20 protein-coding genes are annotated in these 21,917 nt (G+C 63.1%); 15 read left to right on the top strand and 5 right to left on the bottom strand.

The features are described from left to right. Positions 1-76 precede the first annotated feature (76 nt). Entirely contained in the window at positions 77-2,500 is a 2,424-nt protein-coding gene (locus ACR42D_RS05205) for a tetratricopeptide repeat-containing diguanylate cyclase (protein ID WP_484565803.1), read from the bottom strand. 202 nt (positions 2,501-2,702) lie between these two features. Here ACR42D_RS05205 and panC point away from each other — a divergent pair, with 202 nt between their 5' ends. From panC to metK, 3 genes are read left to right on the top strand one after another with little or no spacing between them, the layout of a single operon-like run. Then, a complete protein-coding gene (gene panC / locus ACR42D_RS05200) occupies positions 2,703-3,551 on the top strand; it encodes a pantoate--beta-alanine ligase (RefSeq protein ID WP_484565802.1) in 849 nt (282 codons plus the stop codon). A 5-nt stretch (positions 3,552-3,556) separates the two neighbouring features. Then, a complete protein-coding gene (gene panD, locus ACR42D_RS05195) occupies positions 3,557-3,937 on the top strand; it encodes an aspartate 1-decarboxylase (protein ID WP_338669840.1) in 381 nt (126 codons plus the stop codon). Between the two features lie 34 nt (positions 3,938-3,971). Next, entirely contained in the window at positions 3,972-5,141 is a 1,170-nt protein-coding gene (gene metK, locus ACR42D_RS05190) for a methionine adenosyltransferase (RefSeq protein ID WP_484565801.1), read from the top strand. 102 nt (positions 5,142-5,243) lie between these two features. Here the strand turns inward: metK and ACR42D_RS05185 are convergent, their stop codons facing one another. The 3 genes from ACR42D_RS05185 to ACR42D_RS05175 all read right to left on the bottom strand — a co-directional run bounded on the left by ACR42D_RS05185 (position 5,244) and on the right by ACR42D_RS05175 (position 8,318). Beyond that, positions 5,244-6,470: an EAL domain-containing protein gene (locus ACR42D_RS05185; protein WP_484565800.1), complete on the bottom strand. Its 1,227-nt coding sequence runs from the start codon at positions 6,468-6,470 to the stop codon at positions 5,244-5,246. 118 nt (positions 6,471-6,588) lie between these two features. After that, positions 6,589-6,921, bottom strand: coding sequence for a P-II family nitrogen regulator (locus ACR42D_RS05180; protein ID WP_484565799.1), 333 nt, complete (start codon positions 6,919-6,921; stop codon positions 6,589-6,591). A 38-nt stretch (positions 6,922-6,959) separates the two neighbouring features. Next, a complete protein-coding gene (locus ACR42D_RS05175) occupies positions 6,960-8,318 on the bottom strand; it encodes an ammonium transporter (RefSeq protein ID WP_484565798.1) in 1,359 nt (452 codons plus the stop codon). A 552-nt stretch (positions 8,319-8,870) separates the two neighbouring features. On the opposite strand from ACR42D_RS05175, the gene ACR42D_RS05170 reads away from it, so the two are divergent. From ACR42D_RS05170 to trpA, 12 genes are all read left to right on the top strand, one after another. After that, the gene (locus ACR42D_RS05170) at positions 8,871-9,668 is read left to right on the top strand and encodes a 2-amino-3,7-dideoxy-D-threo-hept-6-ulosonate synthase (RefSeq protein WP_484565797.1); all 798 of its coding nucleotides are present in this window, start codon (positions 8,871-8,873) and stop codon (positions 9,666-9,668) included. Positions 9,669-9,678: 10 nt separating this feature from the next. Further along, positions 9,679-10,662, top strand: coding sequence for a 3-dehydroquinate synthase II family protein (locus ACR42D_RS05165; RefSeq protein WP_484565796.1), 984 nt, complete (start codon positions 9,679-9,681; stop codon positions 10,660-10,662). 321 nt (positions 10,663-10,983) lie between these two features. Then, positions 10,984-12,087, top strand: a complete 1,104-nt coding sequence (gene pheA / locus ACR42D_RS05160; protein ID WP_484565795.1) for a prephenate dehydratase — start codon at positions 10,984-10,986, stop codon at positions 12,085-12,087. After that, positions 12,084-13,424 (top strand): 3-phosphoshikimate 1-carboxyvinyltransferase, encoded by a 1,341-nt coding sequence (gene aroA, locus ACR42D_RS05155; protein WP_484565794.1) that lies wholly within the window; start codon positions 12,084-12,086, stop codon positions 13,422-13,424. The genes pheA and aroA overlap by 4 nt, the downstream gene beginning before the upstream one ends. A 19-nt stretch (positions 13,425-13,443) precedes the next feature. Then, positions 13,444-14,214 (top strand): prephenate dehydrogenase/arogenate dehydrogenase family protein, encoded by a 771-nt coding sequence (locus ACR42D_RS05150; RefSeq protein ID WP_484565793.1) that lies wholly within the window; start codon positions 13,444-13,446, stop codon positions 14,212-14,214. Between the two features lie 245 nt (positions 14,215-14,459). Further along, a complete protein-coding gene (locus tag ACR42D_RS05145) occupies positions 14,460-15,917 on the top strand; it encodes an anthranilate synthase component I family protein (protein WP_484565792.1) in 1,458 nt (485 codons plus the stop codon). Then, positions 15,898-16,470: an anthranilate synthase component II gene (locus ACR42D_RS05140; protein ID WP_484565791.1), complete on the top strand. Its 573-nt coding sequence runs from the start codon at positions 15,898-15,900 to the stop codon at positions 16,468-16,470. Before ACR42D_RS05145 ends, ACR42D_RS05140 begins: the two co-directional genes overlap by 20 nt. Before the next feature lie 4 nt (positions 16,471-16,474). Beyond that, positions 16,475-17,482 (top strand): anthranilate phosphoribosyltransferase, encoded by a 1,008-nt coding sequence (gene trpD / locus ACR42D_RS05135; protein WP_484565790.1) that lies wholly within the window; start codon positions 16,475-16,477, stop codon positions 17,480-17,482. Continuing rightward, positions 17,472-18,242: an indole-3-glycerol phosphate synthase TrpC gene (locus ACR42D_RS05130; RefSeq protein ID WP_484565789.1), complete on the top strand. Its 771-nt coding sequence runs from the start codon at positions 17,472-17,474 to the stop codon at positions 18,240-18,242. The genes trpD and ACR42D_RS05130 overlap by 11 nt, the downstream gene beginning before the upstream one ends. Position 18,243: 1 nt before the next feature. After that, the gene (locus ACR42D_RS05125; protein ID WP_484565788.1) at positions 18,244-18,870 is read left to right on the top strand and encodes a phosphoribosylanthranilate isomerase; all 627 of its coding nucleotides are present in this window, start codon (positions 18,244-18,246) and stop codon (positions 18,868-18,870) included. 9 nt (positions 18,871-18,879) lie between these two features. Then, positions 18,880-20,043, top strand: a complete 1,164-nt coding sequence (gene trpB, locus ACR42D_RS05120) for a tryptophan synthase subunit beta (RefSeq protein WP_484565787.1) — start codon at positions 18,880-18,882, stop codon at positions 20,041-20,043. 107 nt (positions 20,044-20,150) lie between these two features. Next, the gene (gene trpA, locus ACR42D_RS05115) at positions 20,151-20,912 is read left to right on the top strand and encodes a tryptophan synthase subunit alpha (RefSeq protein WP_484565786.1); all 762 of its coding nucleotides are present in this window, start codon (positions 20,151-20,153) and stop codon (positions 20,910-20,912) included. A 194-nt stretch (positions 20,913-21,106) separates the two neighbouring features. On the opposite strand, the gene ACR42D_RS05110 is transcribed toward trpA, so the two are convergent. Next, positions 21,107-21,847: a hypothetical protein gene (locus tag ACR42D_RS05110; RefSeq protein WP_484565785.1), complete on the bottom strand. Its 741-nt coding sequence runs from the start codon at positions 21,845-21,847 to the stop codon at positions 21,107-21,109. Positions 21,848-21,917 lie beyond the last annotated feature (70 nt).

Raw genomic sequence — 21,917 nt, 5'->3', positions numbered from 1 at the left:
AAAATAAAGCGCACCGTGCCGTGCACGGTGCGCTGAGGCCGGGAGCCAGGCCCCGGAAAACAGGAAGCGACCCAGGCTAATTGGCCGCGCGAGCGGCGACGATGGCGGCTTCTTCGCCCTTGCCCTGTGCTTCGAGGGCCTCGACCAGGGTTTCCCAGTAGGCGGGCACGCCCGGGGCCAGGGCCGAGGACTGGCGGGCAAGGACCTCGGCGATCTGCGGGTCCTCGCCCTGATCGAGATAGAGCTTGGAGAGCATGTGCATGGCCTGGTGGTCGTTGTGGTCGGCGTTCAGGGCCAGGTGCAGATATTCGCGGGTACCCTCGATGTCACCCTGGCGGTAGGCCACGCGGGCGAGCGGCCGCAGGACCATGCGCTCGCCGCCGGGCTGTTCGGCGGCCTTCTTGTAGAGATTGGCGGCCTTCTTGAGATGGTTGGCCTTTTCCTCGATGGAGCCCAGGCGCATCAGCGAGTAGACATGGCCGGGCTCGGCCTTGAGGCACTGGCGGTAGGCCTTTTCGGCGGACTTGAGGTCGCCCAGGCGATGGTTGGCCCAGCCCAGGTTGTACAGAGCGAGGACGTCCTTCTTGTCGAGCTCCACCACCCGCTCGAATTCGTGGCGGGCCTCCTCGAACCGACCCAGCTGGGCGTAGCAGATGCCGAGCGAGTTGCGGGCCAGGAGGTTGTTCTCGTCGTCGAGCAGGGCCAGCTTGAACTCCTCGATGGCCCCGTAGATGTCGCCGTCCATGAACTTGCGGTCGGCGGACAGGTTGAGCGAGATGGAGTCGAACACGGCCACGCGCGGGTCGGGCAGAAGCAGGGCGTGCTCCAGGGCCTTGCGACAGTTTTCGAGCATGTCGGCCCGGTCGAAATTCAGGAACGGATAGCGCGCCGAGCCCACGGAGAGCTTGAGGCCGAGGTTGCGGGCAACGGCCCGTTCGAGCTCCAGGGTGCGGTCCAGGAGGGTCTGCCGGTCCACGCCCTCGGTGAAGAAGATCATGCCGTTGAGGCCGAACCGGCCGCCGGTGGCCGCGTCGCCGAACACGCCCCGCGCGATGCGGGCCACGTCGCGGGCCATGTGGTCCATGCCGTCCTGGTAGCGGTCGTTCTCCTCGGGCTGGTCCAGGATGCGGATGAGGGACAGGCCGAAGGACTCGGGCGTGAGCCGGGCCTTGGCGAACCAGGAGACGAATTCGCCGTATCGCAGAAGTTGTGTCGCGCCGTCGTGGCTCGGCATGGTATCGTCCTTTATTTCCTGCTCGGGCGAGAACAGGCTTTCGTCGCCCTCGATAAGATTCAGTCGGTCGCCGGGCTCCACGGACCAGGCCGCGTCGCCCAGGTGCAGGGCCTCGGCAAAGGCGATGTCGTCCTGGACCTCGACCAGGACCACCTCGCCCTTGTACATGGCCGGATAGCGGCCGGAGATGCGCTCGTCCTCGGTCAGGGCGGCCGAGGCGATGCCGCCGGACTTGGGCGAACGGACCAGGAACCGCTGGCCCACCTTGGCCCCGGACGCCTCGCCGAGGGATACGACCATGCGGTTCATGGGCAGGGTTTCGAGCACCCTGCCGCCCTTGGACAGGATGTCGGCGTAGCCGAAGACCCGGTTGCGCCCCTGGTCCTTGGCCACGGCCACGCCCTTGCGGGCCTTGCGCACGATCATGCGCGCCTGCTCGGACGGGGTGCGCCGGAACTGCGCGCCCTCCAGCCCCTGGGGGTAGCAGACGTAGCCCAGGCTGCCGGTGACCGAGATGGTGTCGTTGGTGATGTCGTCGGTGAAGGAGAGCTTGCTCAAGCCCGAACGGATGACCTCGGACAACTGGAAGCAGGCGTGGGGCTTGGCGTCGGGCACCAGGATGGCGAACTTGTCGTTGGCGAAACGCGCCACGGTGGTGTATTTGGGGCAGACCAGGCTCAGCAGCCGCCCGACCTCGCCCAGGATGTCGTCGCCCTTGAGGTAGCCGTAGCGCTCGTTGACGGGCTGGAAGGTGTCGAGGTCGAGGAAGATGACCCCGAAGGTCCCGGAAAAGGCCATCTCGGGCTCACGGGCCTCCACCCCGGACCGGCAGGAACCCGTGGCCAGGCACCCCTGCACCTGGTCGATGGCCTGCTCCAGCTCCTCGAAGAAGAAATTGCGCGAATACAGGCCGGTCAGCGGATCGGTGACCGCCTTCTTGTACAGGGCCAGCTTCTCGAGCACGGACGCGGCCAGGGCCATGAGGTACTTCGGGGCCGTGGCCGGGGCCTTGAGGCGCACGCCCTTGGCGATGAAGTAACACATCATCTCGCCCTTGAAGACCAGGGGCAGGATCAACTCGCGGTCCTCGGCCCGAAACTCGGGCTCCGGAATTTCGGCCGACTTCTCCCTGGGAAAGAACAGGCTGTAGGAGGTGAAGGGAACGAACTCAGCCATGCAATCCTTGATGGTGTGTTCGAAATCGATCAACTCCTGGGGAGTGAGCGACACGGCCCTGTCCGAGAAGATGTCCTTATTTGTCCTCATAATGCGGCACGGTACAACGAGGCCCGTTTTTTCTCAAACAAAACTTTGGGTAATGGTCCGCGACAACTCCCGTTTTTCCGCCCGAAAACGGACCGATCCTCCACATTGCCGCCAAACTATATCAATACATCCAGATATAAACATTTTGTTTGACTCCCCCGGGTAAATCTGTCAGGTGTTCAACCAAGCTTCGAGGCGAATCATGAAAATCATCACCGATCCGACAGAATTGCAGCGCCAGTGCCTTGCCTGGCGCAAGCAGGGTCACTCCATCGGCCTTGTGCCGACCATGGGCTACCTGCACAACGGCCACACCTCCCTCATAGACCGGGCGCGGCCCGAGTGCGACCGTCTCGTGGTCTCGGTCTTCGTCAACCCGGCCCAGTTCGGCGAGAACGAGGACCTGGACAGCTACCCCCGCGACTTCGAGAGCGACCGCGCCAAGGCCGAGGCCCACGGCGTGGACCTGATTTTCGCGCCCGAACCCGGCGCCATGTACGCGGACAACCACGCCACCTGGGTGGAGGTCCCCCGTCTGGGCGAGAACCTGTGCGGCGCCACCCGGCCCATCCATTTCCGGGGCGTGTGCACCGTGGTCACCAAGCTGTTCATGCTGACCCAGGCCGAGGTCGCCGTGTTCGGCGAAAAGGACTGGCAGCAGTTCGCCATCCTGCGCCGCATGGTCCGCGACCTGAACATCCCGGTCAAGCTCATCGGGCACCCCATCGTGCGCGAGGAGGACGGCCTGGCCTTAAGCTCCCGCAACGCCTACCTGACCGAGACCGAGCGCAGTGCGGCCCCGAACATCCGCAAGGGGCTGCTCAAACTCGCGGACAAGGCCAAGGGCGGAGAGCGCGACTGCGCCGCCCTGAAGCGATTCTTGGCCGACGAGTACGCCGCCGCCCTGCCCATGGGCCAGGTGGACTACATCGAGATCGTGGACCCGGACGAAATTTCACCGCTGAGGACCATTGCCCGGTCCGCGCTGGCCGCCGTGGCCGTGCGCATGGGCAAGGCCCGGCTGATAGATAATCTACTGATAGAGGTTTAAGACCCGTGGCTCAAAGATGTTTTCTGAGCGCCAAAATTCATGGCGCGACCATTACCTGCGCGAACCTGGAGTACCGGGGCAGCATTTCCATAGACACCAAGCTGATGAAGACGGTGGGACTGCTGCCTTACGAACAGGTGGACGTGTACAACCTGGACAACGGGGAGCGGCTGACCACCTACGCCATCCCCGGCCAACCGGGCGAGATCTGCCTGAACGGGGCCGCCGCGCACAAGGGCGGCGTCGGCCAGCGCGTGATCATCGCCGCATACATGTGGCTGGACGAAAACGAAGCGAAGACCCGCAAACCCAGGGTCGTCATCGCAGGCAAGAACAATACCGTCGACGAAATCCTCGAGTGCGAGCTCATCAACCCGGATTTCTAGGCGACATCAAGCAGCATCCCTGAAGGAGGGCCAGATGCAGATTGAAGGCAAATACCTTTTCACTTCCGAGTCCGTGACCGAAGGCCACCCCGACAAGGTGGCCGACCAGATTTCCGACGCCATCCTGGACGCCATCATCGGCCAGGACGCAAACGCCCGCGTGGCCTGCGAGACCCTGGTGACCACCGGCATGGCCTTCATCGCCGGTGAGATCTCCACCACCGCTTTCGCCGACTTCCCGGACATCGTCCGCAACACCATCAAGGACATCGGCTACAACAGCTCCGACACCATGGGCTTCGACTGGCAGACCTGCGCGGTCATCTCGTCCATCGACAAGCAGTCCCCGGACATCGCCCAGGGCGTGGACCGGGTTAAACCCGAGGACCAGGGCGCGGGCGACCAGGGCATGATGTTCGGTTTCGCCACCAACGAGACCCCCACCCTCATGCCGACCCCGATCTACTACGCCCACAAGCTGTCCCGCCGCCTGACCTACGTGCGCAAGGAGGGCATCCTCGATTTCCTGCGCCCGGACGGCAAGACCCAGGTCTGCGTGCAGTTCGACAACGGCAAGCCCGTACGCATCGACAACGTTGTCGTCTCCTCCCAGCATGACGAGAACATCGCCTACTCCGACCTGAAGGAGGCGATCCTCAAGGAAGTCATCATGCACACCCTGCCCGAGGAGCTGATCGACGACACCCTCAAGACCTACATCAACCCCACCGGCCGGTTCGTCATCGGCGGCCCGGTCGGCGACTGCGGCCTGACCGGTCGAAAGATCATCAACGACACCTACGGCGGCGCAGGCGCGCACGGCGGCGGCGCCTTCTCGGGCAAGGACCCGTCCAAGGTGGACCGCTCCGGCGCGTACATGGCCCGCTACGTGGCCAAGAACGTGGTCGCCGCCGGTCTGGCCGACATGTGCGAGGTCCAGATCGCCTACGCCATCGGCGTGGCCGAGCCCGTTTCCGTGGTGGTCTGCTCGCGCGGCACCGGCCAGGTCTCGGACGAGCAGCTGACCAAGGCCGTGACCGAGGTCTTCGACATGCGCCCCTACTTCATCCAGGAGCGCCTCAAGCTGCGCCGCCCCATCTTCCAGAAGACCACCAACTACGGCCACTTCGGCCGCGAGCTGCCCGAGTTCACCTGGGAAGCCACCGACGCCGTGGACGATCTGCGCACCGCCTGCAAGATCTAGTTCCGCAGCTCCCGCAAAAGACAAACCGCCCGGTCCGGCATATGCCGAACCGGGCGGTTTTCCATTGAGCGTTGCGGCCTAACCCTATCGGGGGCCTCCCTCTTAGGCCCGTGACATGTCAACGCACAGGATGCGGTGACGGCCGCTGCTCTTATGATAAAACATATGGGAAATGGTGATGCACAGGTTGCCCGAGGCGAGCGAGATGTACGGCCGGGTGGTGAACTTCTCCAGCCCGGCCTGGATGGGCAGGAAATATTCCTTGAGAGAGTGGTCCGCGCCCACTTCTGCCGGTTCGTAGAGGAATCGCTTGCAGGTCTTGAGACGGACCGGGTCGCACACGGTGTCGGTGATCTGGCTGCCGCGCATGTCCAGGACGTAGAGGCACTCCACGCTGTCGTAGGTATCCACGAATTTGGCCAAGGCCTGGCCCATGTCCTTGGCCAGGGTCTCGGCCAGCTCCTGGCACATGGTCAGCACGGTCAGGTCGTAGCTGGAGTACAGCCGCTTGTCGTCCGCTATCTGCTGGGTGCGGTTCTCCCGGTGGCGCTCAGCCAGGGCGTCGACCTTGCCCGCCATGCCGGGCACCGCATCCAGCCCGGGGGCGGGCCGGGCGAAATAGAACCCCTGGAACACGTCCACCCCGTTGGAGAGCAGGCACATGGCCTCCTCGGCGGTCTCCACGCCCTCGGCCAGGACCAGGCAGCCGAGGCGGTTGGACATCTGGACGAAGCTGCGGACCACCTCGAGCTTGTGGAAGTGCTTGTCCACGTCGCTGATCAGCGTGCGGTCCAGCTTGATGACGTCGGGCTTGAGCAGGGGGATGCGGTCGAGGTTGGAGAAGCCCGCGCCCACGTCGTCGAGCGCGATGAGGAAGTCATTTTCCCGGTAGAAATTGACGAAGGCCATGAGGGCGTCCATGTCCTCGCACCGGGATTCGATGATCTCGATGATCACGTTGCTCGGGCTGATGCCGCAGCGGGTGACCAGATTGAGTACGTGGCTGGAGCCGCGCGTCTCCTCGTTGATGCAGGAGGCGTCGATGTTCATGGAAAGCATCAGGCTCTTGTCTCTTCTGTGAAGGGCGGCGAAGGATTCCGCCGCGTTGGTTCGGCAGGCCCGGTCCAGGGCGAGCCGGGATGCCTTGTCCCGGGCCTGCTCGAACAGCAGGGTTGGAGGTATGATTTCTCCGCTTTGGGGGTCAAACCCTCTGCTCAGCGCCTCCAGCCCGACGACCGCCTTTCTCTTGAGCGAGACCTGGGGCTGGAAGTGCGTGATCAGCGAACGATTTTCAATGATCTTTTGTATGTCCGGCACTGCGGTCAACACTGAAATACCTTGCCTGTCGGCCGTTACGTTTATCATCCGAGTGCCTGGACCGGGGTCATAAGGCCGGGGCGGCGGTGGTCGACGCCGCCCCGGCGCTTATATGCGTTCGCAATCCGTTCTAGAGAATGCCGTCCTCGCCGGTCCTGATGCGCAGGGCCTTGGTCAGCTCGGAGACGAAGATCACGCCGTCGCCTTCGGAGCCGGTCTGGCCGGAGGACAGGATGGCGTCGATGGCCTTCTGCTCGAAGTCGTCGTTGACGCCGATCTCGAGGCGGACCTTCTTGAGCAGGTTCACTTCCATCTGCACGCCGCGGTAGGTTTCGGTGAACCCTTTCTGGCGGCCCGAGCCCAGGATGTTGGTCACGGACAGGGAGTAGATCTCCTTGGCGTAAAGGGCCTGCTTCACGTCATTGAGCTTTTCGGGCCTGATGTATGCTATGATGAGCTTCATTTTATATTCTCCTTGAATGATCTCTGGTTACGCTTCGACTACTCGTTACTGAAGAGCTGGAAGCCGTTGTAGGACTCGGAACCGTGCTCGGCGATATCCAGACCCTTGAGTTCCTCTTCCTTGGTGACGCGGATGCCGAAGACACCCTTGACGATGTTCATGAGGATGAAGCCGGCGCCGAAGGCCCAGACGAAGAACACGCCCACGCCGATCAGCTGCACGCCGAGCTGGCCCATGCCGCCGCCGTAGAACAGGCCGCCGTCGACGTTGAACAGGCCGCAGGCGATGGTGCCCCAGGCACCGCAGACGCCGTGGACGGAAGACGCGCCGACCGGGTCGTCGATCTTGAGAACCTTGTCGATGAACTCGATGGACAGGACGACCAGCACACCGGCGACCAGGCCGATGATGATGGACGGGCCGGGGGTGACGGTGGCGCAGGGCGCGGTGATGCCGACCAGACCGGCCAGAGCGCCGTTCATGGTCATGGAGATGTCAGGCTTGCCGAAACGGAACCAGGAGAAGACCATGGCGCCCAGGGTACCGCCGCAGGCGGCCAGGGAGGTGTTCATGGCGATCAGGCCGATGGTGTCGTCGGCGGTGGTGGTGGAACCGGGGTTGAAGCCGAACCAGCCGAACCAGAGGATGAAGACGCCCAGACCGGCCAGCGGGATGTTGTGGCCCGGGATGGCCTTGGCCTTGCCGTCCTCGGAGTACTTGCCGATGCGCGGGCCGAGCACCAGGGCGCCGGCCAGGGCGATCCAGCCGCCGACGGAGTGGACGACGGAGGAACCGGCAAAGTCGCAGAAGCCCAGGGCTTCCAGCCAACCGGCGCCGTCATCGCCCAGCCACAGGGAACCCCAGGCCCAGTGACCGGAGATGGGGTAGATCAGACCGGAAATAACGATGGAGACGACGACATAGCTGCCGAACTTGGTGCGCTCGGCCATGCCGCCCGAAACGATGGTGGCGGCGGTGGCGGCGAACACGGACTGGAAGAACCAGAAGGTGTAGGTCCACATCATGTCGCCTTCGGCCACGCCCCCCAGGGCGAAACCGGAGGTGCCCATGAAGCCGCCGGCGTCCAGGCCGAACATGATGCCGAAACCGAACAGGAAGAAGACGATCGACCCGGCGGCGAAGTCCAGGAAGTTCTTCATCATGATGTTACCGGCGGATTTGGCGCGGGTGAAACCGCACTCGACGCAGGCGAAACCGGCCTGCATGATCATGACGAGACAGGCGGCGATCAGCGTCCACAGAATGTTGGCGTTGGACTGGGTGAGGACCTCCACGTCCTGGGCGTAGGCAAAGGTGGGGGCCAGGGCTGCTGCCAAAGCGGCCGCGCCTATGGCGAGCCTCTTGGAAACATGGGTCGGGGACTTTCTCGAAAACATTGCAGTACTCCTCTTTGAATGGAATGCGTTTCTAACCTGTCCATCCCTTATCAAGAGTCGTGCCAATCATGGTTTCTATTGCTATTGGCGTAAAATCGCCCTTTCAACCCTGTTTTACGAGGCCATAATTTTTCATTTTTGTGATAAAGTACATTTTTGCAGGGTGAAAATTACATCAAAATTGTCAATATGTAAAAAATTGTCAAAAACCACTAAAAGTGACCGCCGGTCGCAAGAATATAATGTAATATGCGCTATCTCCTCGAAATCGTGACAAATGTTTTAGTTGACAGTACTGCCCGGAGAGTGTAGCCCTATTAGCCATGAACTCCACCATCGTTTCCAACGCATACTTTTCCAACTTTTATTTTTGGTATTGGTTTAGCCGCGCCTGCGGGCTTGGAAGAGGTGCTGTGTAACCTTTTGGTGGATCACAGGATAGCAAGAACTTCTTCAAGGGCCGCAGGCGAAAGCCGGCGGCCCTTGTTTTTTTTCCCGGCCGCCGACCACAAGTCGGCTCCTTGAGGCAAACAACTTCAAAGGAGAGAGAACATGCACATCGGTAAAGCCATCAGGTTGGAGCGCATCTTCAACCGCAACACGGGCCGGACCATCGTGGTCCCCATGGACCACGGCGTGACCGTCGGTCCCATCGACGGACTGGTCGACATGCGCGAGGCCGTGGGCCGGGTCGTGGACGGCGGGGCCAACGCCGTCATCGAGCACAAGGGGCTGGTCCGCTGCGGCCATCGCGCCCAGGGCAAGGACATCGGGCTCATCGTCCACCTGTCCGCCTCCACCACCCTCTCGCCCTTCCCCAACGCCAAGTCGCTGGTCGCCTCGGTGGAGGACGCCATCCGCCTGGGCGCGGACGCCGTGTCCATCCACTGCAACCTCGGCGACGAGACCGAGGCCGCCATGCTGGGCGATTTCGGCAAGATGTCCTCCGAGGCCTCCAACTGGGGCATCCCGCTCCTGGCCATGGTCTACGCGCGCGGCCCCAAGGTGAAGAACGAGTACGACCCCGAGGTCGTGGCCCATTGCGCCCGCGTGGGCACCGAGCTGGGCGCGGACGTGGTCAAGGTCAACTACACCGGCGACAAGGAGACCTTCGCCCGCGTGTGCGACGCCTGCTGCATCCCGGTGGTCATCGCGGGCGGCCCCAAGCTGGACAGCACCGAGGCCTTCCTCCAGATGGTCCACGATTCCCTGGAAGCTGGCGGCGCGGGCCTGTCCGTGGGCCGCAACGTCTTCCAGCACGAGAACCCCACCCGCCTGGTGCAGGCCCTGAACATGATCGTCCACGGCGACGAATCCGTCGAGGCCGCCCTCAACCATCTCAACGCATAGCGGAACCGCCATGAAAAAAGTCATCTTCAAATCCGTCCCCTTCGACAAGACCCTGATCACCCTGGCGCTCGAATCCGGCGTGGATGCCGTCATGGTCGAGAAGGACAAGGCGGACGCCGTCCGGGCGCTGGGCCGCGTGACCGTCATCACCCCCGAGGACATGCCCGTGGTCGAGCTGACCAAGAAGGCCGACGAGGACGTGGCCGTCAAGGCCATCCAGGCGGGCAAGGACGTGGTCCTCAAGAAGGGCTGGGAGATCATCCCGGTGGAGAACATCCTGGCCCAGGTGGACAGCCTGGCCCTGGAATGCGAATCCCTGGACCGGGCCCTGTTGGCGGCAGGCATCCTGGAGCGGGGCTGCGACACCATCGTGGTCCTGCCCGAGGGAGCCGCCGACCTGAAGCGGATCGTCGCCGAACTCAAACTCTCGCAGGGAACCATGGAACTCTCCACCGCCACCGTCACCGCCATCGAAGCCACCGGCCTGGGCCACCGCGTCTGCGTGGACACCATCTCCATGCTGAAGAAGGGCCAGGGCATGCTCATCGGCAACTCCAGCGCCTTCTCCTTCCTGGTCCACGCCGAGACCGAATCCAACCCGTACGTGGCCGCGCGGCCCTTCCGGGTCAACGCGGGCGCGGTCCACGCCTACGCCCAGATGCCCGGCGACAAGACCACCTATCTCGAAGAACTCTCCGCGGGCACGGACGTGCTCATCGTGGGCGCGGACGGGGCCACCTCCCTGGCCACCGTGGGGCGCGTCAAGGTGGAGGTCCGGCCCATGCTGCTGATCTCCGCCGAGGTCAAGACCGCAAGCGGCGTGAAGACCGGCCAGGTGTTCCTGCAAAACGCCGAGACCATCCGCGTGGTCTCGGACAAGGGCGAACCCGTGTCCGTGGTCACCCTCAAGGTCGGGGACAAGATCCTCGTGCGCACCGACGAGGCCGGACGCCACTTCGGCATGCGCATCAAGGAAGACATCAAGGAAGGGTAGCGCCTGCGGCGCTCCCGGGGGAAGGGGAAAGGGGAAAGGGAAACCCTTTGAAAAGGGCTTTCCCTTTCCCCTTCCCCCGGCCCCCCCCATCCCCTTTCCCTTCCTAAACTTTTTTTCGCCGCTTCGCGGGGTGGGGGTTGAGAAAATGTGGTCAATGAAGCATGACAATAATAAGATGAGCGAAAACCACCGCGCTCGAACGGCCCCGCCGAAGGCGCGACAAAAAGTTTAGGAGGGTCCGGGAACCCTTTTCAAAGGGTTCCCGGCCGTCGGAGACGCCCCGCCGGCGAGGCGCCGCCGGAGGCCTTCCCTGGAGATATCATGGCTGACAAGAAAGACCAGAACGACATCCCCGATCTCGGGGAACTGCGCGAATCCATCGACGAACTCGACAAGCGGATCGTGGACCTGCTGAACAAGCGGGCCGAGGTGTCCTTGAGCGTGGGCCGCTACAAGGCGGCCAAGGGCGAGGCCATCTACAAGCCGTTCCGCGAGCAGGAGGTCATGGACAAAATCGCCAACTCCTCGCCCGGCCCGCTGCCGGACAAGCACCTGCGGACCATCTACCGCGAGATCATGAGCTCGTCGCGCCATCTGCAACGGCCCGAGCGCGTGGTCTACCTCGGGCCCGAGGGCACCTTTTCCTATTTCGCGGCCATCGAGCACATGGGTTCGTCCGCCTCGCTGACGCCCAAGTCCAACTTCGAGGAGATTTTCCGGGCCGTGGCCGAGGAAGGGGCCGAACTGGGCGTCATCCCGCTGGAGAACTCCATCGAGGGCACGGTGGGCCAGGTGGTGGACCTGTTCATGAAATACAAGGTCTACATCCAGGCCGAGGTCTTCAGCCGCATCAGCCACTGCCTCATCTCCCACGCCCAAAAGGTGGAGGACGTGGAGGTCATCTACTCCCACCCGCAGCCGCTGGGCCAGTGCCGCGAGTGGCTGCATGCCAACCTGCGCGACGTGCCGACCATCCCCATGGAGTCCACGGCCGAGGCCGCCGAGGTGGTGGCGGGCAAGAAATCCGCCGCCGTGATCGGCCACCGCAAGCTGGCGGACATGCACGGCATGAACGTGCTGGCCGAATCCATCGAGGACCTGCCGGACAACTGGACCCGCTTCGTGATCATCGGCTCGGCCCCGTCCCAGGAGGACAGGCGCGACAAGACCTCGATCCTGTTCACCACGCCCAACCGCCCGGGCGCGCTGGCCCGGGTGCTGACCACCCTGGCCCACCAGGGCATCAACGTGACCAAGCTCGAATCCCGTCCCTTCCGGGGCGAGAAGTGGAAATACGTCTTTTTCGCCGACCTGGCCTGCGACCTGGGCGGCGGCCGGTACGAGGACGTGCTGGAAGATATCCGTGAACAATGCCTGACCCTGCGCGTGCTCGGCACCTACCCCACCCAGGAGGAACTGCAATGACCAAGGACCCGATCATCATCAACGCCCCCGCCAGCAAGTCCCTGTCCCACCGCACCCTGATCGCGGCCGCCCTGGCCGACGGGGTGTCCGAGGTCTCCTCGGCCCTGGACTCCGACGACATCACCCGCACCCGGGGCTGCCTTGAGGCCTGCGGCGCGTCCATCGAGGAAAAGGACGGCAAGCTCGTGGTCACGGGCATGGCGGACGGCCCCAAGGGGGGCAACGCGGACGGCAAGCACAAGGACGAGACCCCGCACGAACTGTTCATGCACGAGTCCGGGACCACCTGCCGCCTGATGACCGCCGTGGCCGCCGCGGGCAAGGGGACCTTCCGGGTCCATGGCGCGCCGCGCATGCACGAGCGCCCCATGGCCGAGCTGACCACCGCCCTGTCCGGCCTGGGAACCAAATTCGACTTCGAGGGCGAGCAGGGCTTCCTGCCCTTTGTCATGACCGCGAACGGGTACAAAAAGAAGTCCGTGGAGATCACCCTGGAGGAGAGCAGCCAGTACCTGTCCGGCCTGCTCCTGGGCGCACCCATGGCCGACCATGAGGTCACCATCACCGTGACCGGCAAGAAGGCCGTGTCCTGGCCGTACGTGGCCCTGACCCTGCGGATCATGGAGGATTTCAAGGCGGGCTTTTCCGTGGAGATTCTCGAAGGCAAGGAGTGGAAGGGTGTGCCCTGGCGGTCCATCAAGCACGTGACCCCGGGCCACGTCCGGTTCATCGTCCAGCCCACCGGGTACCAGAACACCGGCTACGCGGTGGAGGGCGACTGGTCCAACGCCAGCTATTTCCTGGCCGCCGGGGCCGTGGGGCCCCGCCCGGTGATGATCAAGGGGCTGGCCGCCGATTCGCTCCAGGGCGACCGGGCGATCATGGACATCCTCAGCCAGATGGGGGCGACCATCAAGGTCAACTTCGACGGCATCCTGGTCCAGCCCGGCAGGCTGCGCGGCGTGGAGGTCGACATGGGCCGCTGCCCGGACCTGGTGCCCACCGTGTCCGCCGTGGCCGCCTTCGCCTCGTCGCCGACGACCATCACCAACGTGGCCCATCTGCGCATCAAGGAGACGGACCGGCTGGCCGCCTGCGCCGCCGAAGTGGCCCGCACCGGGTGCGAAACCGAGACCACCGACGATTCGCTGGTCATCCGGCCCACCGCCCTGCCGCGCGGCCGCGAGATCGAGTTCAAGACCTACAACGACCATAGGCTGGCCATGTCCATGTCCCTGTTCGAGCTGGCCGGAATAAAGGTCTCCCTTGACAATCCGGCCTGCGTCGGCAAATCATTCCCGGGCTTCTTCGACGAATGGAAGAAGATCACCGGCTAACCCCAACGAACCGAAGATCATGGCAAAGGCAATAGACCATATCACCATCGTGGGTGCGGACGGGCAGATGGGCAGCCGCTTCTCGGCGGATTTCGCCGGACTCGGCCTGACCGTGACCGGGCTGGGCCGCAAGTCCTCGGACGAGGACGTGCGCGCCGCGCTCTCCGCTTGCGACCTGCTCCTGCTCAGTGTGCCGGTCACGGCCATGGGCGCCGTGCTCGACCGCGTCTCGCCCCACCTGAAGGCCCCGACCATCCTGTGCGACGTGGGCTCGGTGAAGGTCATGCCGGTCAAGGCCATGGTCAGGAGCTATGAGGGGCCGGTGGTCGGCACCCACCCCCTGTTCGGCGCGGTCATCCCCGAGGGGTTCGAGCCCAGGGTGGCGGTCATGCCCGGCCGGGACCGGGATACGGAAGCGGCCACCCTGGTCGCCGACCTGTTCTCGCGCTGCGGCTACACCTGTTTCGATTCCACGCCCGAGGACCACGACCGGGCCATGGCCTACATCCAGGGGCTGAACTACACCTCCACCGTCGCCTTCCTGGCCGCGGCCCGCGACGTGGACGGCATCAAGGAATTCGTCACCCCGTCCTTCAAACGCAGGCTCGACGCGGCGGCCAAGATGCTCACCCAGGATACGGAGCTGTTCGAAATCATCTCCGAATCCAACCCCTTCCTGCAGGAAGTCAGCCGCAAGTTCATGTCCTACCTCAGCCTGGCCGCCGGCGGCGATCTCGACCTGTTGGCCGACCGGGCCCAGTGGTGGTGGCGTAACGAAGAATCATATTAAAGGGGTGCGGCTTTTCGCCGGGCACACGATTACACCAGTAACCGGAGCCGCACCCCGACCCAGGGTGCGGCTTCATTTTTTCAAGGAGACAGCAGATGAACGGTACGTGAAAGAAATCGGAAAACCGCAAGAAGATCAAGGGGTGGCAGGTCATACCCCGGCCATATCATTAATAACACGTTCTCAACGAACGCCGTTGCGCGCACGGTCTGTACCGCGAACGCAACCGGTGTGAAGGATAGACAATGCAGAAAATCACCCTCACGCAGCACGGCAAATGGTTGCCTGCCGACGTGCAAACCACCATCTCCCTGTACATGGGACTGGTGGGCGACCAGCCCGGCATCCTCCTGGAATCCGCCGAGGTGGACGGACGGCTCGGCCGCTATTCCCTCATCGCCTTCGACTACCGGCTCCTGCTCCACCCCGTGGACGGCAAGCTGGTGGTGGACGTGGGCGATGACCGCCTGGCTCCGCTCAAGGAGCTGGAAGGCATGGACTACCTCCCCGGTCTCAAGGAAGTCCTCAAGAATCTCACCATCAAACAGCAGACCACGGGCGGCAACCCCAGGGACGGGCTGCCCGGCCTGACGCGCGGCCTGTACGGCTACTTCGGCTACGGCACGGCGGGCATGTTCGAGCGCAAGCTCAAGGACGTGTGCAAACCCGAGGACGCCGAGGCGTGCCTCATCCTGCCCGGCCAGCTGGTCCTCTTCGACCACCTGCGCCACTCCTGCTGCTACCTGAGCCTGGACGAAGGCGCGACCCCCCGGCCCGCACCGGTCCAGTGGGGCGTGGACCTGAATGCCCCGGAGGCGGGCGAGCCCACGGTGTACCCCGGCAAGGAGGCGCACATGGCCACGGTGGAACGCTGCAAGGAGCTCATCGCCGAGGGCGAGTGCATCCAGGTGGTCCCGTCCATCCGCTTCTCGGTGCCCCTGTCCGACGAGCCGTTCAAGATCTACCGCAGACTCCGGCAGGCCAACCCCTCGCCGTTTTTGTTCTACATGAAGTTCCCGGACAGCCCGACCATGGGCAAGACCCGCAACACCACCCTGCTCGGCTCCTCCCCCGAGATGATGGCCCGCAGCGCGGCGGGCCAGCTGGAAGTCCGGCCCATCGCCGGAACCCGGTGGCGCGGCGATACCGAAGAGGAAGACAACCGGCTGGAAGCCGATCTGCTGGCCGATCCCAAGGAGCGCGCCGAGCACGTCATGCTCGTGGACCTCGGGCGCAACGACCTGGGCCGCATCTCCAAGCCCGGCACCGTGACCGTGGAGAAGTTCATGAACGTGGAGCGTTTCTCCCACGTCATGCACCTGACCTCCTACGTCCGGGGCGAACTCAAGGACGGGCTGGACGCCATCGACGTGCTCCAGGCCACCTTCCCGGCGGGCACCCTGTCCGGCGCGCCCAAGATCCGGGCCATGGAAATCATCGCCGACGTGGAGCCCCAGGAACGCGGCCCCTACGGCGGCTGCATCGGCTGGCTCGGCCTGGACGACGACGTGGTCTCCCTGGACACCGGCATCACCATCCGCTCCATGTGGATCCGCGACGGCCAGTGCTACTGGCAGGCCGGCGGCGGCATCGTCTACGACTCCGATCCCGAAGCGGAATGGAACGAATGCAACAACAAGGCCCGCGTGATCCTCGAGGTCATCACCGGCAAGGGAGGCACCGATGTTTTTGCTGATCGATAATTTCGACTCCTTCACCTTCAATCTGGTGCAGGCCTTCCAGCAGCTCGGCGCCGACCCGGTGGTCATCCGCAACGACCGCAAACAGGTCCTTGAGCTGGCCGGGGGCGGCGAGCTTGAGCGCGTCTGCCTGTCGCCCGGACCGAGCAACCCGCAGAACGCGGGCTTCTGCCTGGAGTTCCTGGCCCGGCTGCCCAAGGAGGTCCCGGTGCTCGGCGTCTGCCTGGGCCACCAGACCCTGGGGCACTTCGCGGGCGCGCCGGTCGAGCGCGCCGGGCGGATCATGCACGGCAAGACCTCCGAGGTCTTCCACGAGGGCAAGAGCGTGTTCAAGGGACTGCCCTCGCCGTTCACGGTCTGCCGCTACCACTCGCTCATCGTCCCGGCCGAAAAGGCCGCCGACAAGATCGAGGTCACGGCCCGCACCGACCAGGGCGAGGTCATGGGGTTGCAGTACAAGGACCGGCCCTGGCACGGCGTGCAGTTCCACCCGGAATCCATCCTCACCCCAGAAGGCCCCAAGCTTCTGCAAAACTTCCTGAACATCAAAGGATAAGATCATGACCATATCCGAAATACTCGACATCCTGGCCCAGCGGAAAGCCCTGAGCGACGACCAGGCCGACTTCATGTTCGCCGAGCTCATGGACGGCAAGATGACCGAGGCCCAGGCCGGGGCCTTCCTCATGGGCCTGCGCGCCAAGGGCGAGGACTCCACCGACCTGGCCGCCGGAGTGCGCGCCGTGGTCTCCCATGCGCGCAAGATCCCCGGCTTCGACGGCAGGCGGCCCGAGCCGGTCATCGACACCTGCGGCACGGGCGGCGACGGCCAGTGCTCCTTCAACTGCTCCACGGCCGTGTCCCTGTTCCTGGCGGACATGGGCTACACCATCGCCAAGCACGGCAACCGCGCCCTGTCCTCCTCCTGCGGCTCGGCCGACGCCCTGGAGGCCCTGGGCATCCCCCTGGACCAGACCCCGGAGGAGGCCGCGGCCGGGCTGGAGAAGTACCACTTCGCCTTCCTGTTCGCGCCCGCCTACCACCCGGCCTTCAAGTACATCATGCCCGTGCGCCAGCAGCTCGGCATCCGCACCCTGTTCAACTTCATGGGCCCGCTGACCAACCCGGCCCGGCCCTCGCACCAGCTGCTCGGCGTGGGCGACGCGGAGCGCCTCTTCCTCATGGGCGAGACCCTGCTGCTGACCGGCGTGAAGCGGGCGCTCATCTTCGCGGGCGCGGGCGGCTTCGACGAACTGACCACCTGGGGCGTGAACCGGGGCTACATCATCGACGACGGCCGCATGGACAAGGCCGTGGTCGACCCGGCTTCCCTGGGCTTCCCGCGCCACGCCCCCGAGGACGTGCGCGTGGACGGCAAGGAGGACGCCGTGGCCAAGCTCAGGAGCATCCTGGCGGGCAACGGCCCGGCCCCTATGATGGACATGGTGGCCCTCAATCTGGCAGGTTGCCTCAACTTGCTGGACAAGGGCACCATGGCGGAATGCGCCGACATCGCCCGCGACGTGGTAAACAAAGGACTGACCAAAGGACTTCCCTATGTTGGATAAATTCAGAGAGGCCAAGCAACTCGAGATCGAGTCGCTGCACAAGAACTTCATGGAAGGGCATCTCCCGGCCGCCTACCAGGGGGAACGCCCCTCGTTCGTCGAGGCCATCCGGGCCAAGGGTCCGGGCGCGATCATCGCCGAGTTCAAGCCCGCCAGCCCGAGCCGGGGTGTGCTGGGCGAGAACCTGAACCCCCTCGACTTCGCCGACATCTATGCGCGAAACGGGGCCGCGGCCATCTCCGTGCTGACCGAGCACAAGTACTTCAAGGGCACCCCGGACTTCCTGTTCATGATGAGCGGGCCGGGTGTCCCCCTGCTGCGCAAGGACTTCATTTTCGACCCGCTCCAGGTGGCCATGACCGCGTCCAGCCCGGCCTCGGCCGTGCTGCTCATCGCCCGCATGTGCGACGACGCCGAGCACCTCAGGCAGCTCATCGACATCGCCCGCATGCCCGGCCTGGCCCCGGTGGTCGAGATATTCGACCAGGCGGACCTGGACCTGGCCCGCGAGGCCGGGGCCGACATCATCCAGGTCAACAACCGCGATCTGGACACCCTGGTCACCACCCTCGACCAGAGCCGCCGCTTCATCAAGCAGAAGCGCGACGGCGAGCTGTGGATCTGCGCCAGCGGCGTGGAGACCCGCGCCCAGGTCGAGGAAATGGCGGGCCTCGGGTTCGACGCCATCCTCATCGGCACCTCGCTGATGCTGGCCGACGATCCCGGCGCCAAGCTGGCCGAACTGGCGGGGGTCAAGTAGGATGCCCCGCCCCCTGGTCAAGGTCTGCGGCATGACCCGCATGCGGGACGTCGAACTCTGCGTCGATCTCGGCGTGGACCTGCTCGGCTTCATCTTCCACCCGAAGAGCCCGCGCTGCGCGGACCCGGACTTCGTGGCCTCGGTCAAGACCGGCAAGGTCTCCAAGGTCGGCGTGTTCGTCAACCAGACCGCCGACGAGGTCCTTGAGACCATGGAACGCTGCGGGCTGCACGCGGCCCAGCTGCATGGCGGCCAGGACGTGGACTTCTGCTGGAAGATCGGCCCGGACCGGGTCATCAGGGCCTTCTGGCCCGACACCTACCCCTCGCCCCAGGCGCTGCTGCGGGACCTCGAGAACTACTCCGAGGTCTGCGGGCACTTCCTCCTGGACGCGGGCGCAAAGGGCCAGGGCGGCACCGGCAAATCCATTGATCTTGCGATGCTGCAAGATATTGAAATACTAACACCTTGGTTCCTTGCAGGCGGCCTCGGCCCGGACAACATCCGCGACGCCCTGGCCGTGAACCCCTCCGGGCTGGACATCAATTCCGGCGTGGAAAAGGCACCGGGCATCAAGGACGAGACCAAGCTGCGGGAAGTCTTCCGGATTCTCGCGGAAATGGAATAAGGATTCATCATGAAGAAAGGATACTTCGGCGATTTCGGCGGGCAGTTCATCCCCGAGCTGCTCATGCCGCCGCTCATAGAGCTCGAAGAGGCCATGCAAACCATCCTCCCCACCGAGGAGTTTCAGACCCGCTTCACCGATATGCTCAAGGAAAACGTGGGCCGTCCGTCGGCCATCACCTACTGCCCGAACCTGTCCAAGGACCTCGGCCTGGACCTCTGGCTCAAGCGCGAGGACCTCAACCATTCGGGCGCGCACAAGATCAACAACACCCTGGGCCAGGGACTGCTGGCCAAGATGATGGGCAAGGACGTGCTCCTGGCCGAGACCGGCGCGGGCATGCACGGCGTGGCCACCACGGTCGCCGCCGCCATGCTCGACATGAAGGCCGTCATCTACATGGGGGCCACCGACGTGGTCCGCCAGGCCCCCAACGTGGGCCGCATGCGCCTCATGGGCGCGGAGATCGTGGCCGTGGAGTCCGGCACCAAGACGCTGAAGGACGCCATCAACGCGGCCCTGCGCCGCTGGCTGTCCGACCAGGAGACCACCCACTACTGCTTCGGCACCGCCGCCGGGCCGCATCCCTTCCCCACCCTGGTCCGCGAGTTCCAGCAGATCATCTCCAAGGAGGCGCGCGAGCAGTTCATGGCCCGCAACGAAGGCAACCTGCCCGACGTGGTCGTGGCCTGCGTGGGCGGCGGGTCCAACGCCATCGGCATGTTCCACAACTTCGTCCCGGACGAGTCCGTCAAGATCGTGGGCGTCGAGGCCGCCGGAACCGGCGAACCGGGCTGCTACAGCTCCGCGCCCATCGACCATGGCACCGACGGCGTGCTGCACGGCATGCTGACCAAGCTGCTCCAGACCAAGGACGGCCAGATCGAGCCGTCCCACTCCATCGCGCCCGGCCTGGACTACCCCGGCGTGGGACCGGAGCACGCCCATCTGGATGCCATCGGACGCGTGGACTACACGACCATCAACGACGCCCAGGCCATCAACGCCTTCAAGGTCCTGTCCAGACGCGAAGGCATCATCCCGGCCCTGGAATCGTCCCACGCCGTGGCCTACGCCATCGAGAACCGCGAAGCGCTCAAAGGCAAATCCGTGCTCGTCTGCCTGTCCGGGCGGGGCGACAAGGATCTGGGGATACTCGACCAGATTCTGTAGGGATGCCTCCGGCGGCTTAAGAACCTTTTGGAAAAGGTTCTTAAGAATCTCCAAAACTTTTTAGGTGCGCTTCGCGCAGGCGGGTGCGCCGGGAAAAGGATAATACGATGAATGCAATGCAAGTGAAGATAGAAGAGGCTCGGAGCCAGGGGAAGGTCGGGCTCATCCCGTTCCTGCCCGCCGGTTTCCCGAACCGCGAGCAATTCTGGAAGGAACTGGAGGAGCTCGACGCGGCGGGCGCGTCCGTCATCGAGATCGGCATGCCCTTCTCCGACCCCGTGGCCGACGGCCCGGTGGTCGAAAAGGCGTCCCTCAAATGCTTGGAGGACGGCATCAACCTGACCTGGATCCTGACCGAACTCAAGAAGCGCAAGGGCCGGTTCAAGGCCGCCCTGCTGCTCATGGGCTACCTCAACCCGGTCTACCAGTACGGCCTGGACAAGTTCGGCGCGGACTGCGAGGCCGCAGGCGTGTCCGGCCTGATCATCGCGGACATGCCGCACGAGGAGTCCCGGTTCGTCAAGGACGCCGTGGAGCCGCACAACGTCGCCCTCGTGCCCCTGGTCGGCCTGAACACCACCAAGGAGCGCATGAAGCTCTACGCCGACGGCGCGCAGGGTTTCTGCTACTTCGTGTCCGTGCTCGGCACCACCGGCCAGCGCGAGTCCCTGCCCGCGCGCATCAAGGAAAAACTGGCCGAAGCCAAGGAAGTCTTCGACATCCCCGTCGCCCTCGGCTTCGGCATCAAACACCCGGACCAGCTTAAAGAGTTCGAAGGGTTCATGGACGCCGCCGTGTTCGGCTCCGCCCTCATCTCCCACATCGAATCCGGCCACTCCAGCGACTCCTTCATGGAGCCGTGGAAGTAGTGCCTCCGGCGGCCAGAGGGGGAAACTTTTGAAAAAGTTTCCCCCTCTGGACTCCCCCTTCCAAACTTTTTAGCGCCGCTTCGCGGGGCGGGAATTTGAATGGGGAACAATTGACGCAAATTTCGTCCCACCGCCCCTCTATTCTGAAGCACTTAGCACAAATACCTTATTTGCTTCGAAGTGATTTTGTTATGTCACTCCTTTATTTCGAACAACCGCTCACCAAGAAAGCGGTCGAAGCCTAATACGACTTCTCGTAAGCTATGCGCATGGTCTTCGATCTCTATTTCTTCCAATTCTGTATTAACTAATTCTTTATTTTTTACAATATAACCATTTAAAACAACTTCATCTTCTCCTATTTTATTATTACATTCGCAAACAGCCATATGATGCTTAAACGCATCATCAAGTGCACTAAGTATATAAAAAAGGTTATAGTTATTTTTTATATCCATATATCCATTTAGAATGTCATATTTTCCATTTTTCTGTTTAATCAAGTACCCAATACTATCAATAAATTTAATATCTTTATCACCTTCATACGCAATTAACCATCCCAACTGAACAATACGATCCGTTATAACTCGCATACGGTGAATTATATCACTCAAACACGTATTATACTCATACAAAGGAGACAACATTATTGGACTACCTTTTATCTTAATTAAACATTCATGCATACGATGCGCATTCAGAATATTATTATTTAAACTTGCAATCCATCCAAGGATTTGCATTATAAATAAATTTATGCTTATTGTGCATCTTCTTATGCGAAAGAAATCTTTACATAAAGATAATCCATTCCAACCAATCGCAGAGTATTCCGGCGGAATGTGCCTTACCAGTGGGCATTTAATATACCCACTCGATATACCAGACAAATAATGCGGAAATGTTTTACGAACTAAATTTGGCTGAGACATGAACCACCCCCTCTACGATCGATTTTAATTCAAAAAAATCTCTAATTCGTCACTATTGTCTTCCACTCGA

The sequence above is a fragment of the Pseudodesulfovibrio sp. lm2024 genome, assembly GCF_051175575.1.
Lineage (GTDB): Bacteria > Desulfobacterota > Desulfovibrionia > Desulfovibrionales > Desulfovibrionaceae > Pseudodesulfovibrio > Pseudodesulfovibrio caledoniensis.
This window is presented reverse-complemented; position numbering and strand designations above follow the sequence as displayed.

Excerpts from the sequence above, each read along its gene's own strand:
- ACR42D_RS05110 (WP_484565785.1), bottom strand. The coding sequence starts at position 21,847 with ATGTCTCAGCCAAATTTAGTTCGTAAAACATTTCCGCATTATTTGTCT.
- ACR42D_RS05165 (WP_484565796.1), top strand. The coding sequence starts at position 9,679 with ATGAAAAAAGTCATCTTCAAATCCGTCCCCTTCGACAAGACCCTGATC.
- ACR42D_RS05125 (WP_484565788.1), top strand. The coding sequence starts at position 18,244 with ATGCCCCGCCCCCTGGTCAAGGTCTGCGGCATGACCCGCATGCGGGAC.
- ACR42D_RS05180 (WP_484565799.1), bottom strand. The coding sequence starts at position 6,921 with ATGAAGCTCATCATAGCATACATCAGGCCCGAAAAGCTCAATGACGTG.
- metK (WP_484565801.1), top strand. The coding sequence starts at position 3,972 with ATGCAGATTGAAGGCAAATACCTTTTCACTTCCGAGTCCGTGACCGAA.
- ACR42D_RS05140 (WP_484565791.1), top strand. The coding sequence starts at position 15,898 with ATGTTTTTGCTGATCGATAATTTCGACTCCTTCACCTTCAATCTGGTG.
- ACR42D_RS05175 (WP_484565798.1), bottom strand. The coding sequence starts at position 8,318 with ATGTTTTCGAGAAAGTCCCCGACCCATGTTTCCAAGAGGCTCGCCATA.
- pheA (WP_484565795.1), top strand. The coding sequence starts at position 10,984 with ATGGCTGACAAGAAAGACCAGAACGACATCCCCGATCTCGGGGAACTG.
- ACR42D_RS05205 (WP_484565803.1), bottom strand. The coding sequence starts at position 2,500 with ATGAGGACAAATAAGGACATCTTCTCGGACAGGGCCGTGTCGCTCACT.
- trpA (WP_484565786.1), top strand. The coding sequence starts at position 20,151 with ATGAATGCAATGCAAGTGAAGATAGAAGAGGCTCGGAGCCAGGGGAAG.
- ACR42D_RS05170 (WP_484565797.1), top strand. The coding sequence starts at position 8,871 with ATGCACATCGGTAAAGCCATCAGGTTGGAGCGCATCTTCAACCGCAAC.
- panC (WP_484565802.1), top strand. The coding sequence starts at position 2,703 with ATGAAAATCATCACCGATCCGACAGAATTGCAGCGCCAGTGCCTTGCC.
- aroA (WP_484565794.1), top strand. The coding sequence starts at position 12,084 with ATGACCAAGGACCCGATCATCATCAACGCCCCCGCCAGCAAGTCCCTG.
- ACR42D_RS05150 (WP_484565793.1), top strand. The coding sequence starts at position 13,444 with ATGGCAAAGGCAATAGACCATATCACCATCGTGGGTGCGGACGGGCAG.
- ACR42D_RS05130 (WP_484565789.1), top strand. The coding sequence starts at position 17,472 with ATGTTGGATAAATTCAGAGAGGCCAAGCAACTCGAGATCGAGTCGCTG.
- ACR42D_RS05145 (WP_484565792.1), top strand. The coding sequence starts at position 14,460 with ATGCAGAAAATCACCCTCACGCAGCACGGCAAATGGTTGCCTGCCGAC.
- trpB (WP_484565787.1), top strand. The coding sequence starts at position 18,880 with ATGAAGAAAGGATACTTCGGCGATTTCGGCGGGCAGTTCATCCCCGAG.
- trpD (WP_484565790.1), top strand. The coding sequence starts at position 16,475 with ATGACCATATCCGAAATACTCGACATCCTGGCCCAGCGGAAAGCCCTG.